Genomic DNA, 16545 nt, shown 5'->3' with positions numbered 1-16545 from the left:
TGATTCTGCTAAGATACGGACCATTAAGCTTTTAAACATTCAAATTGATTACATACAAAATGAATAAGTCAAAAACATTACTTAAATCTCTACTTATCACAACTTCAGTATTTGCTGCCGGCACAGCTCAGGCGGCACCGATTGTGGTACCGGATGCACCTCAGATCGCAGCTAAAGGCTATGTACTGATTGACTATAACTCAGGCAAGGTACTGGCAGAGAAGGAAAAAGACACCAAACTTTCTCCTGCAAGTCTGACCAAGATGATGACAAGTTATGTTATCGGTCAGGAACTGGCTCGCGGTAATATCTCTCTTCAGGATGATGTTGTAATCAGTAAAAATGCCTGGGCTAAGAACTACCCTGACTCTTCTAAGATGTTTATTGAAGTGGGTACTACGGTAAAAGTAGAAGACCTTAACCGCGGTATCATCATCCAGTCGGGTAATGACGCTTGTGTAGCAATGGCAGAACATGTTGCCGGCTCAGAAGATGCGTTTGTTGACCTGATGAATGCATGGGCTCAGTCCATCGGCATGACAAATACCAATTTTGCCAACGTACACGGTCTCGATAATGCGAGCCTGTACTCAACACCTTACGATATGGCCCTTCTTGGTCGCGCACTTATCCGCGATGTACCGGAAGAGTATGCTATCTACAAGGAAAAACAGTTCACCTATAACGGCATCACACAGTACAACCGTAACGGTCTACTGTGGGATAAGAGCATGAATGTGGACGGCATCAAAACCGGTCACACATCAAAAGCAGGTTATAGCCTGGTAAGCTCAGCAACTGAAGGCAAGATGCGCCTTGTTGCAGTTGTGATGGGAACCAAGAGCGAAAATGCCCGTAAGGCAGAAAGCAAAAAGCTGCTTAACTACGGCTTCCGTTTCTTCGAAACCGTTGCTCCACACAAAGCGGGTGAAACCTTCGTAAATGAACGTATCTGGATGGGTTCACAGGAAACCGTTGCACTGGGCGTAAGCCAGGATACCTACGTAACCCTTCCACGCGGCCAGGCTAAAAACCTGAAAGCAAGCTTCGTTCTGGAAAAAGAGCTTGAAGCCCCAATCACCCAGGGCGACGTAGTTGGTACGCTTTACTACCAGGTTGACGGTGAAGATATCGCAGAATACCCGCTTCTGGCACTGGAAGATGTTGATCAGGGTAGTTTGTTTAGTCGTCTGATTGATTATATTGTGCTGCTGTTTAAGAGCTGGTTCTAATATTTGGCCCTAGGCCCTGGGAGCGGTCGCTTCGCTCCCTGCTGGGCCCTAGGTCAAATAACCGCACTTCCAAGGGCCCAGGGCCTGTAGGACGAAGTCCGTTCCCAGGGCCAAATCCCCTTTCCTCTTGAGTTCCCATTTTAATCCGAGTAATATTCCGCCTCAACAAATCCCCATCCGGAATAAGTCATGCAAGAACAACCAAAGCTAAAAGACCTGTTAGAATTTCCTTGTCAGTTCACCTACAAGGTAATGGGCTATGCAAAACCTGAACTTCCAGAGCTGGTTCTGGAAGTGATTCAGAAACATGCTCCTGGTGATTACAGCCCGACTGTAAAGCCAAGTGGTAAAGGAACTTATAACTCAGTTTCTGTTACTATCACTGCAACTTCTATCGAGCAGGTTGAAACACTTTATAAAGAGCTGGGCGAAATCGAAATTGTTCGAATGGTTCTTTAAAAGCGGGTTCAGAACAGCGGCATTAAGCCGCTGTTTTTGTATCCGGCGTTCAATCTTTTTTTAGATATTAAAAAAAATTTAAATTTGTGTAGCTAAGCCTAGTTCCTCGCCACAAAGCAGTTTATAATCATTTTACTTTATTAATTCGCTATACAGGTACCGGAAGTGGAAAACGTAGCAGATCGACTTGTTGTAAAACATCTGGGGCTTCAAGATTACCAACCTGTATGGCAGGCCATGCATGACTTTACCAACTCCAGAACTGACGATACTATTGATGAAATCTGGCTTGTAGAACACAACCCGGTATTTACCCAGGGTCAGGCCGGAAAAGCAGAGCACTTACTGGAAACCGGAGATATTCCCGTAGTGCAGAGTGACAGAGGCGGACAGGTAACCTATCACGGCCCCGGACAGCTGGTAGCCTATTTTCTGATTAACCTGAAAAGAAAAAAGTTAGGCGTGCGGGACCTTGTCACTCATATAGAAAATATCGTTATCCAGACCCTTGAGCAGTTCGGTATTTCATCAAGAGCAAGACCGGATGCGCCCGGAGTGTACGTTGACGAACGAAAGATTTGCTCCCTCGGTCTGAGAATTCGTAAGGGGTGTTCTTTCCACGGTCTGGCACTGAACGTCAATATGGACCTTTCACCCTTCCTGAGAATCAATCCGTGCGGTTATGCCGGAATGGAAATGATACAAACCCGGGATCTGGGTGGTCCGGATGATCTGGATGATATCAGCAAAATACTGGTTAAAGAGCTGGTAGCCGCTCTGAACTATACCCAGGTAACAGAGCACAAATAAACATAACAGGTAGACACTGAAGCATATGAGCAAACCAATTCAAATGGAAAAAGGCGTTAAATACAGAGACGCCGACAAGATGGCTCTGATTCCGACCAAAAACCTGCCATCAGAAGAGAAGGAAGTTCTGAGAAAACCGGAATGGATGAAGATTAAGCTGCCATCAGACAGCAAGCGAATTCAGAATATAAAATCTGCTATGCGCAAAAATAATCTTCATTCCGTCTGCGAAGAGGCTTCATGCCCGAACCTTGCAGAGTGCTTTAACCACGGAACGGCAACCTTTATGATCCTTGGTGCAATCTGCACCCGACGCTGCCCTTTCTGTGACGTTGCCCATGGCAGACCGGTAGCCCCTGACCCGGAAGAGCCGGCACACCTTGCAACTACCATTCAGGATATGGACCTGAAATATGTCGTTATCACTTCTGTTGACCGTGATGACCTGAGAGACGGTGGCGCCGCGCATTTTGCTGACTGTAACCGGGAAATTCGTGCGAAAAACCCTGAGATAAAAATCGAGACTCTGGTTCCTGACTTCCGCGGAAGAATGGACAAAGCTCTGGATATCCTGAAAGATAGCCCGCCGGATGTATTTAACCACAACCTTGAAACCGCGCCGCGCCTGTACCGAAAAGCGCGTCCGGGTGCAAACTATAAGTGGTCTCTGGAACTGCTGAAAAAGTTCAAAGAGCAACACCCTGATATACCGACCAAATCAGGCCTGATGATGGGACTGGGTGAAACCAAAGAAGAGATTATCGAAGTTCTGAAAGATCTTCGCGCTCATGGTGTAACCATGCTGACACTGGGACAGTATCTGGCACCAAGCCGCCACCATCTGCCGGTAGAACGTTATGTTCCGCCTGAAGAGTTCGACGAGCTGAAACAGGTTGCCTTAGACCTTGGGTTTACCCATGCAGCCTGTGGCCCGTTTGTGCGATCTTCCTATCACGCTGATCTTCAGGCTCAGGGTGTTGAAGTAAAGTAGAAAATTTTGTTCTAAATTCAAAAATGAACTCAAGAATTTTGGCATGGTCTACTAAACTATAAATACTCAAGTCCAAAGATTGACTGAAAAGGAAAAGTCGTATGAAAAAGCTAGGTTTTTTGGCAGTAGCAATGGCACTCGCTCTGACCGGGTGCTCATCAAACAACACTCAGAATGACAATTATCTGGATGCGTCATTTGAGCTGTGCAACACCGAAGTGGATGTCTACTCTGTCAGCGATGACGGCCGTGTACGTATTATCTGTGCCGATGGTTCTAAGTTCACCATGAACAGTGAAGACACCCTTGAAATCATGCGTGATATCAACATCGACTACTGCACCGGCGAAGGCCTGTCTAAGTTTAACGAAAGCCGCCGGTATTATTCGTTTCAGTGTAAGTCGGGGACTACGCTTAGTATAAATAAGGACGAGTAGTTTTTGGGGCCCTGGGCCCTTGGACGGTCGCTGCGCTCCCTGTTAGGCCCTGGGAAAGTGGCGATAGAAACTTTCGAGAAAACAAAAAATCCCCGCTTATTTTAAATAATGCGGGGATTTATATTTCAATCAAAGCAGGCCATCTTACCCGCCTTACTCCCAGAGCCCATAGGACGAAGTCCGTTCCCAGGGCCCAGGGCCTTTCTTAATTACGCATAAACCGGAAGACGCTTACAAATCTCTAAAACCTTAGCCTTAGTCGCCTCGATAACCGCTTCGTCGTTAATGTTATCAAGCACGTCACACATCCAGCCTGCAAGGTTCTTCGCGTCTTCTTCTGTGAAGCCACGGCGAGTGATTGCTGGTGTACCAACGCGGATACCAGAAGTCACAAACGGGCTGCGTGGGTCGTTTGGTACTGAGTTTTTGTTTACCGTGATGTTTGCTGCACCAAGCGCTGCGTCTGCTTCTTTACCTGTGATGTCTTTGTCGATCAGGTCAACAAGGAACAGGTGGTTTTCTGTCGAACCAGAAACGATCTTGTAGCCACGAGCGATAAACTCAGCAACCATAGCTTTTGCGTTTACAACCACGCGCTGCTGGTACTCTTTGAACTCTGGCTCCATCGCTTCTTTAAACGCTACCGCTTTACCAGCGATTACGTGCATCAGAGGACCACCCTGACCGCCAGGGAATACCGCTGAGTTCAGCTTCTTGTACATGTCTTCGCCAGCGTTAGACAGGATCAGACCGCCACGTGGGCCAGCAAGAGTCTTGTGAGTTGTTGTTGTTACAACGTGCGCGTGCGGCAGTGGAGTCGGGTATACGCCAGCAGCGATAAGACCGGCAACGTGCGCCATATCAACAAACAGGTAAGCATCTACTTTGTCTGCGATTTCACGCATGCGAGCCCAGTCAACCACCTGAGAGTAAGCAGAGAAACCACCGATGATCATCTTAGGCTTGTGCTCAAGAGCAAGTGCTTCCATCTCATCGTAGTTGATTTGACCTGCGTCATCGATACCGTAAGGAATGACGTTGTAGTGCTTACCAGAGAAGTTTACCGGTGAACCGTGAGTCAGGTGACCACCGTGAGCAAGGCTCATACCAAGAACTGTGTCGCCTGGCTTAAGAAGCGCCATGTAAACCGCGCTGTTCGCCTGAGAACCTGAGTGAGGCTGAACGTTCGCGTACTCACACTCAAATAGCTGACATGCACGGTCAATCGCCAGTGCTTCTGCCTTGTCTACATACTCACAACCACCGTAGTAGCGCTTACCCGGATAGCCTTCTGCATACTTGTTAGTTAGCTGAGAGCCCTGAGCTTCCATAACGCGTGGGCTGGTGTAGTTTTCTGAAGCAATTAGCTCAATATGCTCTTCCTGGCGAAGAGTCTCTTCCTGGATGGCTGCGAATAGCTCCGCATCATAATCAGCGATGTTCATGTCACGCTTTAGCATCTGTATCTCCTGACTCAGATAATCTGAAATTTCCTAAAAACCACACAACGAAACGTAAAATGCTCCGAGCAAACGTTTTCGTCACTCTGATAAGTGGCAATATTCTACCTAATTTGACTTAAGTCAGAAAGCCACTTGCCAGCATTTCTTTATGCAGAATTTTCATGTTCCATGTGAATTAACTTCATTAAACAGCAGGCCTGACCAGTTCTGGTTGTCCGCTGTCAATTTCCTGCTTTACACTCCGTAAAAAGTGAATTACACATGTTTACCACTAAATTCCCCCCCAAGCTACAGAAAATATAAGTTTTTTAATAAGATTCCAGCCATTATAGGTAAGATGATTTTAATAATGGCTGAAAAACACACACACAAAGAAGATTGGGTTGCCATCTTAACCGGTACATTTCTCACTGCGCAGGGCGTATTTTTGCTGCAATCAGCGGATCTGCTGACAGGCGGCACGGCCGGTTTAGCTCTGCTTTTAAATCAGATAATTCCGCTCACCTTCGGAACCCTCTATTTTGTGCTTAACTGTCCGTTTTACTATCTGGGATGGAAACGCTACGGCAAAACATTTGCGGTAAACAGCGTAATTTCCGGGGGACTGGTTTCCATTTTCGCAGATCACGCCGATCTGGTAATTAAGCTGGATTCAATCAATGAAATCTATTGTGCCGTTGCCGGCGGACTATTGATGGGGCTGGGAATGCTGATCCTTTTCCGTCACCGCTCCAGCCTGGGAGGGTTCAATATATTTTGCCTGCTGATTCAGGATAAAAAAGGCATTCCGGCGGGTAAAGTTCAGATGCTGATTGACGCAGGCATACTGATCGCTTCTCTGTTTTTTGTTTCAGTATGGACTATCGCCCTGTCAGTAACCGGGGCCATTGTGATTAATATGGTCCTTACCATGAACCATAAGCCAAACCGGTATATTGTTACCTATGGTTGATTAAAGAACTCCTGCACTGGTAATACCAATCCCAGTGCAGGAGTTCACCTTATCAGCTCTCAATCAGCAAAATTCTGCACTCATAAGGCCTGAGTACCAGGTTATTTTGCGACTCTTCCACCGGGTAGTTTGAAAGCAGGCAGCTTGCCTTGCTTAGCTCAAACTCCGCCGGAACTGTACATTCAGCCTCTTCACCATAATAGTTATTTACGCAGATAAGTGTCTGCTTACTATCACGGCGCGCATAACAGAACACCTGCTTGTGCTCAGGCAGAAGGTCAAGATAATCGCCGCTAGTGATAACCGGAATATCTTTACGCAACTGAATCAGTTTCTGATAGAAATAAAACACTGAATCCTGATCATCAACCGCAGATGCGGCATTCACTTCTGAATAATTAGCTGCCACTTCAAGCCATGGTTTACCCTTAGAGAAACCAGAGTATTTTTCCCGGTTCCACTGCATCGGTGTCCGGGAGTTATCACGGGACTTCTGGTCAAGGATTGCCAGCATTGCAGCCTGTTCCACGCCCTGCTGATTGACCATAATGTCGTACATATTGGTACTTTCAACATCCTGATACTGACTGATATCTGTGTAGTGAGGGTTGGTCATGCCGATCTCTTCCCCCTGATACACATACGGTGTGCCCTGCATCATATGCACAGAAGCCCCCAGCATCTTGGCTGATTCCACACGGTAGTTCTGATCGTCACCAAGACGGCTGACAACACGCGGCTGATCATGGTTACACCAGAAAATTGCGCCCCAGCCTTTACCGTTCAGGCCTGTCTGCCAGTGGTTAAAGATCTGCTTAAGCTGCAAAAAGTCAAAAGGGGCTTTTGTCCACTTATCACCATTTGTGTAGTCCACTTTCAGGTGGTGGAAATTAAACACCATGGAAAGCTCTTTGTTATCCAGCGATGAGTACTGCTGGCAGTGCTCAAGCGTGGTAGAGGACATCTCACCAACGGTAACTGAACCATACTTCTGGAATACCGCTTCGCTGATTTCCTGAAGGTATTCATGAACACGCGGGCCATCGGTATAGAAGCGGCGACCGTCACCGATATCATCGTTAGGAAAGTCCTGCTGCTTGGAGATCAGGTTAATCACATCCAGACGGAATCCATCCACGCCCTTCTCCGCCCAGAACTCAATCACAGACTTCACTTCTTCTCTGACTTTCGGGTTTTCCCAGTTCAGATCTGCCTGCTCTTTTGCAAACAGGTGCAGATAGTACTGACCGGTTTTCTCATCCAGCTCCCAGGCGTTGCCGCCAAACTTAGATTCCCAGTTGGTCGGTGCCTGACCCTCCACAGGATCTTTCCAGATGTAGTAATCACGGTACGGGCTGTTCTTGTTACCCAGTGCAGACTTAAACCAGGCATGCTCGGTAGAAGTGTGATTTACCACAATGTCCATAATGATACGGATGCCGCGCTGGTGCGCCTGCTCCAGCAGTTCATCAAAATCGGACATGGTGCCAAATTCAGGATTAATGGCGAAATAGTCCGAGATATCGTAACCGTTATCCACCATTGGCGATTCGTACACAGGTGTCAGCCAGATAGCATCAATACCAAGAAGCTTCAGATAATCCAGTTTGGAAATAATTCCCTGAATATCCCCGGTACCTTTATCTGTGCTGTCACAAAAACTTTTAGGATAGATCTGATAAATCGTGGCGGTTTTCCACCACAGTTGATCATTTGCATTCATGGTCATAACTCACTTACAGAAAAGAAAGGTGAGTGGCCAAGGTGGCCACTCAATCGGGGTTAAGCGCTTGCAACTTCAAGGCTGCCTTTTACTTGCGCTCTTTTATAGAAGAACAGGGTCAGGAAGGCCGGAAGAATAATCGCAACCAGCATTGCGATTGCATAAATCGTCCAGTACTGAGGCTGAATAGACAGGATGCCCGGAAGACCACCCACACCGATACCATTCGCCATAACACCAGCACTGCCACAGATTGCCGCTGCGATAGCTGAACCAACCATTGCGCTCAGCATAGGGAATTTGTACTTCAGGTTAATACCGTACATGGCAGGCTCTGTTACGCCCAGGTAAGCAGAAATCGCAGCCGGTACAGAGATATCACGCTCACCATTCTTTTTACTGATCATGATAATACCCACAACAGCCGATGCCTGAGCAATGTTAGACAAAGCAATCAGAGGCCAGATAGGCGTACCGCCAAGTTCCTGCATCAGTTGAAGGTCAACGGCGTTAGTTGTGTGGTGAACACCTGTGATAACCAGAGGTGCATAGAAGAAACCAAACACCATTGCGCCAAGCACAGCAAAATCACCTGTCATTGCCGCTTTGGCAGCATAAGCCACACCGTCACCGATAACACGGCCGAAAGGACCGATTAGTGAGTGAGCCAGAACAACAGACACCAGGATTGAAACAAACGGCACAACCACAAGGTACAGGTAAGACGGCACAACACGCTTCAGGCTGGTTTCAATAAACGCCAGAGCAATACCTGCCAGCATTGCCGGGATAACCTGCGCCTGATAGCCCACTTTTTCAATCACAAACAGACCAAAGTCCCAGGCTTCAGGCACCTGTTTACCAATCAGGTAAGCATTCATCAGCTGAGGGGAGACCAGGGTCACACCAAGCGTAATACCCAGAATCGGCGTACCACCTAGCTTCTTAACCGTAGACCAGCAGACACCAACCGGCAGGAAGAAGAAGATAGCTTCACCAATCAGCCACAGGAAGGAGTGAACCGTTGCCCAGAACTGACTGATTTGCGTCAGCGTCTGGCCATCAAACATTCTGATATCGCCAATGACGTTACGGAAACCAAGGATCAGACCACCCGTGATAATTGCCGGAAGCAGTGGTACAAAAATTTCGGCTAAATGGGAGATACCACGTTCCAGAATGTTCATATTCTGACGAGCGGCCAGTTTAGCTTCATCCTTAGATGCTGCTTTTTTGCCAGCCATATCGATAAGAAGCTTATAAACTTCATCCACTTCTGTACCAATTACAACCTGAAACTGACCGGCGTTAGTAAAGCAGCCCTTTACCATCGCCAGTTTTTCCAGCGCTTTTACATCTGCCGCATCAGTATCATTCAGCACAAAACGCAGTCTCGTCAGACAGTGGCTAACGCTAGCGATATTGTCGCCACCACCAACCAGTTCAATAAGACGAGCAATATCTTGCTTTGCAATCTTACTCATAATTCTCTACCCGTTATCGATTAATTTAATTATAACAAATGGACTGTTTTTAAATGAATGGGAACAGTCCCAAAAACTGGCGATATATTAACCCCGAAAATAAAAACCGGAAATGGGAACAGTCCCATTTATTGAATGCGATCACATAAAAGATCTTCAAAACCCTATAATTCAACGCCTTAATCGAGTAGAAGCCCTCTCGTTCCCACTCCAGCGTGGGAATGCATACCGGGGGTAAAATCTTCTACGTAAGGTTATGAAATTAAAGAAAATATGCTTGGAAAAAATCACACTATGACTGGATAATTTAAGTCTGGTATGCATTCCCACGCTGGAGCATGGGAACGAGGGATGGGGGCGGAAATATTCTTAATAAACAGGAATTTGAGTCAGGTGAATGTCTTCTGTTTGTCCGGTCAATTGTTTGATCAGTAGATCAGCGGCGCTTCGCCCTGCCTCTTCATAACCGGGATCCACACTAAATACATTTGGGAACATAAATGAGAGCAGATCATTGCCGCCCACACCGGTCACAGTGACCTCTTCTTTGCCCAGCTCCTGGAGCCTTTTTATCACCCCAAGGGCAAGGGTATCACTGGCGCAGACTATCGCCTGCGTGGACGGAGTCAGCACCTGATCCACCAGCTGGTAGGCACTTTCGTGATTAAGCTGACCTGTTGCGTAATTAGGCTGCACCTTATTGGTGTCACACCATTGCAGATAAGCGTCAAGACGAAGCTCACCTGTTGTCCGGTCGCTTCTGTCTACACCTATGTAGCTGATTTCAGAAAAGCCTTTTTGTTCAAGGTGCCGCAGAGCTTTGACGATTACACCCCGGTTATCGTAGTTGATGGATGAAACTTCCTGCACATCCATGGCAATAACCACCATTTTTGACTTCCAGCCTGCCAGTTTTTTTACATCGCAACCTGTAAAGCCAAACAGAATCACACCATCGACGTTACGCTTTTTCAGCACATCCAGATGTTCATTGGTTTTATTAACATCGAACTGGCTCTCCATAATCACAACATCGTACCCGGCAGAATAGAGCGAGTTAAGGATGCTGCTTACGGCGCGGTTTTCTGAAGGAGAATCCAGACGGGAGATAATAACGCCAATCACTTTCTGACTCCCCCCGCGCATAGACTGAGCCGATTTGGAGGGAACATAGCCTGACTCTTCAATCACCCTTTCCACCAGCGCTCTGGTTTCAGGTTTTACCTTAGGATCATTGGTCAGAACCCGGGATACGGTTGACTTCCCCACCCCGGCAAGTTTGGCTATATCATGAATGGTCAGCTTTTTACTCATAAAACGACAAAGTTACTTCTGTTTATCGGTTTGAAATAAAGCCAGGAACATCTTTGATGCTATCCAGTACAGCTGTGGCAAGGGCTTCACCTTTTTCAGTCACCGGCTTACCGGTACGAACAAGGATCTTAGTCCCAACGCCAGCCGCTTCAGCCGCTTCCAGATCCCCTGTTTTATCTCCAACCATTATTGAGTTAGCCATATCAATTTTCAGGTAATCACGCGCAGATACAAGCATTCCCGGCTTTGGCTTACGACAATCACAGTCCTGTTTGTAAGTACCAGTTCCGTGCTCAGGGTGATGAGGGCAGTAATAAAAACCATCAAACTCAACACCGTTATCAACAAAGTTCCAGTCCATCCACTGAGTCAGAGATAAGAACCTGTCTTCAGTGTAATAACCTCGTGCAATACCGGCCTGATTGGTGACCATAACCAAAAGATACCCCATATCTTTAAGCTGTTTCGTCGCCTCAAAAACACCATCGATAAATTCAAAGTCATGCTCATCATGCACATATCCGTGATCAACATTAATCACACCATCACGGTCTAAAAACACGGCAGGTTTAGCCAAGGTTCTGTCCTCTTATACGCTATATCAACGAAATTATTGCACTTATTGGGGCGGTTGGCACGAAATATATATTTGGGTATTGGGCGATGGGGCTATGGGACGGACTTCGTCCTTTAGGGCTATAGGGAGAGTCACCCCATAGCCCCATAGCCCCATAGCCCCATAGCCCCATAGCCCCATAGCCCCATAGCCCAGTTTCTTATACCCATTCCTTATATCCCATTACAAATCAACCTTACCACCCAACCCGTTTAGCCATCTAGACGTAAAAATATCTATTGACTTAAACTTCCATTCACAATAGCATCCTCTACCAGTTCATTCGCAATGCAAAATATTATGCTATTGCGGTTATTTGCTTCGCACAGGTTTTTACATGATTGAAATTTCTCAAGTAAACAAGGTTTTCTATCAGGGAGCTAAAGCTATCAACGCCCTGAAAGATATAAACCTGACTATCCCGCAGGGCACTATCTTTGGGGTTATCGGCTCGTCAGGTGCAGGGAAAAGCACACTGATCCGTTGTGTAAACATGCTGGAAGCACCAACATCAGGCAAGGTAGTGGTTGATGGTGTTGATTTAACCAAATTATCTAAAGCAGAATTAAGCGAAGCACGCCGAAATATCGGCATGATCTTTCAGCACTTCAATCTGCTTTCTTCACGTACTGTGTTTGAAAACATTGCGCTTCCGCTGGAACTGGCCGGAAAAGAGCAGTCTCACATCGAAGAGAAAGTCTCTGAACTACTGACACTGGTTGGCCTGGCTGATAAGCGTGATACCTACCCGGCAAACCTGAGTGGCGGCCAGAAGCAGCGTGTTGCCATCGCCCGTGCGCTTGCTTCGGATCCAAAAGTGCTGCTTTGTGATGAAGCAACAAGTGCGCTTGATCCGGCAACCACTCAGTCGATTCTGGAACTGCTTAAAGAGATCAACCGAAAGCTCAATATCACTATGCTGCTGATCACCCATGAGATGGATGTTGTAAAAAGTATCTGTCATGAGGTAGCCATTATTGGCGGCGGTGAATTGGTGGAAAAAGGCTCTGTGGGAGAGATTTTTGCTCACCCGAAAACCGAACTGGCGCATGAATTTATCCGCTCCACGCTGGATCTTTCCATTCCTGATGATTATCAGGCTCGTCTTCAGCAAGAGCGAGTGGCCGGAAGTTATCCGCTGGTCCGCCTTGAGTTTACCGGTGCCACTGTGGATGCGCCTCTGGTTAGCCAGATCAGCCGTAAGTACAACATTGATATCAGCATCTTAAGCTCTGATCTGGATTACGCCGGCGGTGTGAAGTTCGGCATGATGGTCGCAGAGATGTTCGGTAATGAAGCAGATGATGAAGCAGCCATTGCCTATCTGCGTGATCACAAGGTAAAAGTGGAGGTTCTGGGTTATGTCCTTTAACGATATCGCAAACTGGCTGAGCCAGAACTCAGGCCTGCTGTTAGATGCAACCTGGGAAACCGTTTATATGGTTGCTGTGTCCGGCATTGTCGGATTTGCAGTGGGTATCCCACTGGGTGTGATTCTGCATATCAGCAAGAAAGGCGGTCTGGCCGAAAATCCTAAGCTTAATTCCATACTGGGTGCCGTTGTAAACGTTGGCCGCTCTGTGCCGTTTCTGGTGCTTATGGTCGCTATTATCCCGGTAACCAAACTGCTTGTGGGCACCTTTATCGGCACTACTGCTGCTATCGTTCCGCTAACTATCGGTGCTATTCCGTTTGTTGCCCGGCTTATTGAAGGCGCACTGCTTGAAGTACCAACCGGACTCATTGAAGCGGCTCAGTCAATGGGGGCAACCACAAATCAGATTATTACCAAAGTGCTTTTACCTGAAGCACTGCCAACCATAGTGAACTCAGTGACTATCACTCTGGTTACTCTGGTCAGCTACTCTGCGATGGCAGGTACAGTTGGTGGTGGTGGCCTTGGTGACGTGGCTATCCGTTATGGTTTCCACAGATACGATATCGGCATTATGGCAGTAACCGTTGTGATGCTTATTGTACTGGTACAGATTATCCAGTCAGTCGGCGATGCCGTTGTACGCCGTGTTGACCACAGATAAAACAATATATTTACAAGAACAGACAGGAGGAAGAACTCATGAAATTTAGCCTGAAGAAATTACTGACAATCGCAACAGCAGCATCTGCACTGGTACTGGCCGGTTGTGGTGAAAAAGAAGCAGATACCAGCAAAATCAAAGTGGCGGTAATCGCTGGCGCAGAGGCACAGGTTGCTGAAGTGGCTGCAAAAATCGCAAAAGAGAAGTACGGCCTGGATGTTGAGTTGGTGACTTTCACTGATTATGTAACACCAAACGCAGCAACCGACGACGGCTCTGTTGATATCAACGCATTCCAGCACAAGCCATACCTTGACCAGCAAGTTGCTGACCGTGGCTACAAGCTGACTATCGCCGGTAACACTTTCGTATACCCGATTGCCGGTTACTCAAAGCAGGTTAAATCTGTCGACGAAATTGCTGAAGGTGCGCGCATTGCAGTACCAAACGACCCAACAAACCTTGGTCGTTCTCTGCTTCTTCTTGAGCAACAGGGTCTGCTTAAACTAAAAGAAGGGGTTGGCCTTCTGGCAACAGTTCGTGATGTAGTTGAAAACCCAAAGAACATCGAAATTGTTGAACTGGAAGCGCCTCAGCTACCACGCTCTCTGGATGATGTTGCTCTGGCAATCATCAACACTACTTACGCAAGCAGCATCAACCTGACTCCGGAAAAAGACGGTATCTTTGTTGAAGATAAAGAGTCTCCATACGTAAACCTGATTGTTGCCCGTGAAGACAATGTGAACGCAGAAAACGTACAAAACTTTGTGAAGTCTTATCAGACAGAAGAAGTTTACAAAGCAGCAACTGAAATCTTTAACGGCGGTGTGGTGAAGGGTTGGTAATCCAGACCTGAACGAACTGGTATTGGTATAAATACAAAATTTAAGGGTGGTTAACCTATTGGTTATACCGCCCTTTTTTATCAGGCAATAACATCAATACCTTTTTTCTCAGCCAAAGTAAGCAACTTTAAAGCAGCTCCCTTAGGGTGACTGACATTCTGCTCCCATTTCTGAACCAGTTTTGTACTTACATTCAGGTACTCAGCCAGTACAGCCTGACTCAAGTTAAACCTTACCCGCAAAGACTTTACTTCATCAGCGCTAAATTCATGAACAGGGGTAAGGCAAATTGCATCAAACTTTCGGAGCGTAGTCTTATCCATCTCACCATTTTTATGCAAATCCTGCGCAGTTTCATAAACCGTATTTAAAATGTCACTCATAATAAAATCACTCTTCTCCACGCAATTTGAAAAGCAGACCTTTCGAAACCATTCTCGCTAAATCCTCTGAAGTCTTATCAAGGAAGTGCCTTGCCAGCTCTTTTAGAGCCTTCTCCTCAGCTTTGTCTATATTGCTCTGTGCTTTCTTAGGAAACAAATAAAGAAAAAAATAACTGTCGCCTAACCGCGCACCAATCATCGTTCGGTAACTACCGGATTTACCTCTTCCAGGCATTGCCACCCTTTTCTTATAAAGGTGGCCTCCATAATCTGCATCTATCAGACCATGCTCCATTTCCAAACAGCACAGCTTCAGAATTTCATCGGTTAATGCTGTTTTTTTAAAGCTTCTTTGAAACGCCTTCGTCTTGTATATGTTCATATAGATAACTTCAAAGCCCCAAAACTATACCCCAAAAGGGCATAGTTTTCAATTAATGGAAAATACTCCCGCGTTTTGGGTATTAAAGCTTTTATCTATTGGTAAAGAATGTGAATTTCTACTGATTTAATGAATAACCAGATGCTTAAACAGTTCAACTCTGAGCTGGTCATCCACCTGAATCGGGGATTCGAAGGTAATTCCAAGCATGGTGCCCTTTCCATATTTTCTGGAATTCGCAACAAAGCATTTGGGCTTAGGGTCAGGGAGGGTGTCGACTTTAGCATCCAACTTAATTTCAGTGCCTTTTTCAACCATCAGTTCCTGCTGGGAAAAGATCCCGCATCCGGTTGCTGAAATATCCACAATATTGACACTGGTGCTGGAGGTTTCAATGGCCAGCTCAGCCGGAATGTTCACTTTGTAACGCTTGTTCTCACGAATCTCCCTCGCCTCTATATGACGGGGAAAGCGAACAAACATCAGCCAGGATGCCATAGGTTTAATACCCAGGATCTGGCTTTTAAATGCGATGATATGACCAACTTCTGTATCTGCGACGCCTTTGATAACGACTTGTGCGTCCTTAGTTCTTCTGGCGATCAGATCTTCCATTGTTTTCGCACTTAACTCAAAAATCAGGAACTGTTTTTCCTTCATTCCAAGAAAGTGACAACTCAGCGAGTACTCATTATCGGGTCCAAACTGAATGACTGCCGACAGTTTCATGCCTATGGTTAAAAATCTGCCAACATCAGTCTGGAATGTTGTTTTATGAACCATGCCAAACGAACCAAAACTTAATGTTAATTTGTATTGTATTTGTGCTTTTTATGCAGACAGAATCATACACTAAATCAGTAATGGCTGATAATGAATAATTAATAAAACTATTAAAAGTTCAACAGAAACAGAAGTTTTGGGATCTTGGTCTCTTAACGCTTTTTCACTTTGCCCTGAACAGCTTTAAAACGCGGATTACTTTTACAGATAACGTAAACACGACCTCTGCGTTTTACCACCTGACAATCGTGATGGCGCGTTTTTGCACTTTTCAGTGAGCTTAATACTTTCATTATTTGTCCCCTTCTGACGGCTTGCTGCCCAGGTTACCGAACCGGCGGTTAAAGTTTGCAACACGGCCCTCTTTATGAGCAATTCTCTGCTTGCCTGTATAGAAAGGATGAGACTCGGAAGAAACTTCAATGGTCATATATGGGTATGTTTTACCATCTTCCCACTCGATGGTTCTGTCAGTCTGTAGCGTTGAACCAATTAAGAAATACTTATCTACGCTGGTATCATGGAATACAACTGTGCGGTAATCCGGGTGGATATTACTTTTCATCTTACTCCTCGTATTGTTATGTTATAACAAACGCAATGATAACCATTCTCATTTAATAATGCGA

The 16545-nt window shown here is 46.2% G+C and carries 19 protein-coding genes; 9 read left to right on the top strand and 10 right to left on the bottom strand.

Going from position 1 to position 16545, the window contains the following annotated elements; genetic code table 11:
* Nucleotides 1–59 precede the first annotated feature (59 nt).
* The 5 genes from L3Q72_RS03530 to L3Q72_RS03510 all read left to right on the top strand — a co-directional run bounded on the left by L3Q72_RS03530 (nucleotide 60) and on the right by L3Q72_RS03510 (nucleotide 3929).
* Nucleotides 60–1232, top strand: a complete 1173-nt coding sequence (locus tag L3Q72_RS03530; RefSeq protein ID WP_275131300.1) for a serine hydrolase — start codon at nucleotides 60–62, stop codon at nucleotides 1230–1232.
* Between the two features lie 189 nt (nucleotides 1233–1421).
* A complete protein-coding gene (gene ybeD, locus L3Q72_RS03525; protein ID WP_275131299.1) occupies nucleotides 1422–1691 on the top strand; it encodes a DUF493 family protein YbeD in 270 nt (89 codons plus the stop codon).
* A gap of 165 nt (nucleotides 1692–1856) precedes the next feature.
* The gene (lipB, locus tag L3Q72_RS03520; protein WP_275131298.1) at nucleotides 1857–2501 is read left to right on the top strand and encodes a lipoyl(octanoyl) transferase LipB; all 645 of its coding nucleotides are present in this window, start codon (nucleotides 1857–1859) and stop codon (nucleotides 2499–2501) included.
* A gap of 25 nt (nucleotides 2502–2526) precedes the next feature.
* The gene (gene lipA, locus L3Q72_RS03515) at nucleotides 2527–3492 is read left to right on the top strand and encodes a lipoyl synthase (RefSeq protein ID WP_275131297.1); all 966 of its coding nucleotides are present in this window, start codon (nucleotides 2527–2529) and stop codon (nucleotides 3490–3492) included.
* A 101-nt stretch (nucleotides 3493–3593) separates the two neighbouring features.
* Complete coding sequence (locus tag L3Q72_RS03510; RefSeq protein ID WP_275131296.1) at nucleotides 3594–3929, top strand: hypothetical protein; 336 nt, start codon at nucleotides 3594–3596, stop codon at nucleotides 3927–3929.
* 209 nt (nucleotides 3930–4138) lie between these two features.
* On the opposite strand, the gene glyA is transcribed toward L3Q72_RS03510, so the two are convergent.
* Entirely contained in the window at nucleotides 4139–5389 is a 1251-nt protein-coding gene (gene glyA, locus L3Q72_RS03505) for a serine hydroxymethyltransferase (RefSeq protein WP_275131295.1), read from the bottom strand.
* Nucleotides 5390–5741: 352 nt separating this feature from the next.
* Here glyA and L3Q72_RS03500 point away from each other — a divergent pair, with 352 nt between their 5' ends.
* Nucleotides 5742–6344 (top strand): YitT family protein, encoded by a 603-nt coding sequence (locus L3Q72_RS03500; protein ID WP_275131294.1) that lies wholly within the window; start codon nucleotides 5742–5744, stop codon nucleotides 6342–6344.
* 52 nt (nucleotides 6345–6396) lie between these two features.
* On the opposite strand, the gene treC is transcribed toward L3Q72_RS03500, so the two are convergent.
* The 4 genes from treC to gmhB all read right to left on the bottom strand — a co-directional run bounded on the left by treC (nucleotide 6397) and on the right by gmhB (nucleotide 11442).
* The gene (gene treC / locus L3Q72_RS03495) at nucleotides 6397–8073 is read right to left on the bottom strand and encodes an alpha,alpha-phosphotrehalase (protein ID WP_275131293.1); all 1677 of its coding nucleotides are present in this window, start codon (nucleotides 8071–8073) and stop codon (nucleotides 6397–6399) included.
* A 53-nt stretch (nucleotides 8074–8126) separates the two neighbouring features.
* On the bottom strand, nucleotides 8127–9551 hold the full coding sequence (gene treB / locus L3Q72_RS03490) for a PTS trehalose transporter subunit IIBC (RefSeq protein WP_275131292.1): 1425 nt from the start codon (nucleotides 9549–9551) through the stop codon (nucleotides 8127–8129).
* Nucleotides 9552–9920: 369 nt separating this feature from the next.
* Complete coding sequence (gene treR / locus L3Q72_RS03485; RefSeq protein ID WP_275131291.1) at nucleotides 9921–10865, bottom strand: trehalose operon repressor TreR; 945 nt, start codon at nucleotides 10863–10865, stop codon at nucleotides 9921–9923.
* A 22-nt stretch (nucleotides 10866–10887) separates the two neighbouring features.
* Nucleotides 10888–11442 (bottom strand): D-glycero-beta-D-manno-heptose 1,7-bisphosphate 7-phosphatase, encoded by a 555-nt coding sequence (gene gmhB, locus L3Q72_RS03480; RefSeq protein WP_275131290.1) that lies wholly within the window; start codon nucleotides 11440–11442, stop codon nucleotides 10888–10890.
* A gap of 376 nt (nucleotides 11443–11818) precedes the next feature.
* On the opposite strand from gmhB, the gene metN reads away from it, so the two are divergent.
* Genes metN through L3Q72_RS03465 form a run of 3 tightly spaced genes read left to right on the top strand, consistent with a single transcriptional unit; the run spans nucleotide 11819 to nucleotide 14368 of the window.
* Entirely contained in the window at nucleotides 11819–12853 is a 1035-nt protein-coding gene (gene metN, locus L3Q72_RS03475; RefSeq protein WP_275131289.1) for a methionine ABC transporter ATP-binding protein MetN, read from the top strand.
* Complete coding sequence (locus L3Q72_RS03470) at nucleotides 12843–13520, top strand: methionine ABC transporter permease (RefSeq protein WP_275131288.1); 678 nt, start codon at nucleotides 12843–12845, stop codon at nucleotides 13518–13520. Before metN ends, L3Q72_RS03470 begins: the two co-directional genes overlap by 11 nt.
* A 38-nt stretch (nucleotides 13521–13558) precedes the next feature.
* On the top strand, nucleotides 13559–14368 hold the full coding sequence (locus tag L3Q72_RS03465) for a MetQ/NlpA family lipoprotein (RefSeq protein ID WP_275131287.1): 810 nt from the start codon (nucleotides 13559–13561) through the stop codon (nucleotides 14366–14368).
* Between the two features lie 80 nt (nucleotides 14369–14448).
* Here the strand turns inward: L3Q72_RS03465 and L3Q72_RS03460 are convergent, their stop codons facing one another.
* The 5 genes from L3Q72_RS03460 to L3Q72_RS03440 form a co-directional block, all read right to left on the bottom strand.
* A complete protein-coding gene (locus L3Q72_RS03460) occupies nucleotides 14449–14751 on the bottom strand; it encodes a DNA-binding transcriptional regulator (RefSeq protein ID WP_275131286.1) in 303 nt (100 codons plus the stop codon).
* 7 nt (nucleotides 14752–14758) lie between these two features.
* A complete protein-coding gene (locus L3Q72_RS03455; protein ID WP_275131285.1) occupies nucleotides 14759–15133 on the bottom strand; it encodes a type II toxin-antitoxin system RelE/ParE family toxin in 375 nt (124 codons plus the stop codon).
* 126 nt (nucleotides 15134–15259) lie between these two features.
* A complete protein-coding gene (locus L3Q72_RS03450) occupies nucleotides 15260–15916 on the bottom strand; it encodes a PilZ domain-containing protein (RefSeq protein ID WP_275131284.1) in 657 nt (218 codons plus the stop codon).
* A gap of 152 nt (nucleotides 15917–16068) precedes the next feature.
* Nucleotides 16069–16209 carry a type B 50S ribosomal protein L36 gene (ykgO, locus tag L3Q72_RS03445; RefSeq protein ID WP_275131283.1) on the bottom strand — a complete coding sequence of 47 codons (141 nt, stop codon included), beginning with the start codon at nucleotides 16207–16209 and terminating at the stop codon, nucleotides 16069–16071.
* Nucleotides 16209–16481 (bottom strand): type B 50S ribosomal protein L31, encoded by a 273-nt coding sequence (locus tag L3Q72_RS03440; protein WP_275131282.1) that lies wholly within the window; start codon nucleotides 16479–16481, stop codon nucleotides 16209–16211. Before L3Q72_RS03440 ends, ykgO begins: the two co-directional genes overlap by 1 nt.
* Between the last annotated feature and the right edge of the window lie 64 nt (nucleotides 16482–16545).

Source organism: Vibrio sp. JC009, assembly GCF_029016485.1.
Lineage (GTDB): Bacteria > Pseudomonadota > Gammaproteobacteria > Enterobacterales > Vibrionaceae > Vibrio.
The sequence above is the reverse complement of the archived record's forward strand: the minus strand, read 5'-3'. Positions and strand labels throughout refer to the sequence as shown.

What these genes read in the sequence shown, in the direction of transcription:
- L3Q72_RS03530 (WP_275131300.1), top strand. Translation starts at nt 60, where the DNA reads ATGAATAAGTCAAAAACATTACTTAAATCTCTACTTATCACAACTTCA.
- ybeD (WP_275131299.1), top strand. Translation starts at nt 1,422, where the DNA reads ATGCAAGAACAACCAAAGCTAAAAGACCTGTTAGAATTTCCTTGTCAG.
- lipA (WP_275131297.1), top strand. Translation starts at nt 2,527, where the DNA reads ATGAGCAAACCAATTCAAATGGAAAAAGGCGTTAAATACAGAGACGCC.
- L3Q72_RS03510 (WP_275131296.1), top strand. Translation starts at nt 3,594, where the DNA reads ATGAAAAAGCTAGGTTTTTTGGCAGTAGCAATGGCACTCGCTCTGACC.
- glyA (WP_275131295.1), bottom strand. Translation starts at nt 5,389, where the DNA reads ATGCTAAAGCGTGACATGAACATCGCTGATTATGATGCGGAGCTATTC.
- L3Q72_RS03500 (WP_275131294.1), top strand. Translation starts at nt 5,742, where the DNA reads ATGGCTGAAAAACACACACACAAAGAAGATTGGGTTGCCATCTTAACC.
- treC (WP_275131293.1), bottom strand. Translation starts at nt 8,073, where the DNA reads ATGACCATGAATGCAAATGATCAACTGTGGTGGAAAACCGCCACGATT.
- treB (WP_275131292.1), bottom strand. Translation starts at nt 9,551, where the DNA reads ATGAGTAAGATTGCAAAGCAAGATATTGCTCGTCTTATTGAACTGGTT.
- treR (WP_275131291.1), bottom strand. Translation starts at nt 10,865, where the DNA reads ATGAGTAAAAAGCTGACCATTCATGATATAGCCAAACTTGCCGGGGTG.
- metN (WP_275131289.1), top strand. Translation starts at nt 11,819, where the DNA reads ATGATTGAAATTTCTCAAGTAAACAAGGTTTTCTATCAGGGAGCTAAA.
- L3Q72_RS03470 (WP_275131288.1), top strand. Translation starts at nt 12,843, where the DNA reads ATGTCCTTTAACGATATCGCAAACTGGCTGAGCCAGAACTCAGGCCTG.
- L3Q72_RS03465 (WP_275131287.1), top strand. Translation starts at nt 13,559, where the DNA reads ATGAAATTTAGCCTGAAGAAATTACTGACAATCGCAACAGCAGCATCT.
- L3Q72_RS03460 (WP_275131286.1), bottom strand. Translation starts at nt 14,751, where the DNA reads ATGAGTGACATTTTAAATACGGTTTATGAAACTGCGCAGGATTTGCAT.
- L3Q72_RS03455 (WP_275131285.1), bottom strand. Translation starts at nt 15,133, where the DNA reads ATGAACATATACAAGACGAAGGCGTTTCAAAGAAGCTTTAAAAAAACA.
- L3Q72_RS03450 (WP_275131284.1), bottom strand. Translation starts at nt 15,916, where the DNA reads ATGGTTCATAAAACAACATTCCAGACTGATGTTGGCAGATTTTTAACC.
- ykgO (WP_275131283.1), bottom strand. Translation starts at nt 16,209, where the DNA reads ATGAAAGTATTAAGCTCACTGAAAAGTGCAAAAACGCGCCATCACGAT.
- L3Q72_RS03440 (WP_275131282.1), bottom strand. Translation starts at nt 16,481, where the DNA reads ATGAAAAGTAATATCCACCCGGATTACCGCACAGTTGTATTCCATGAT.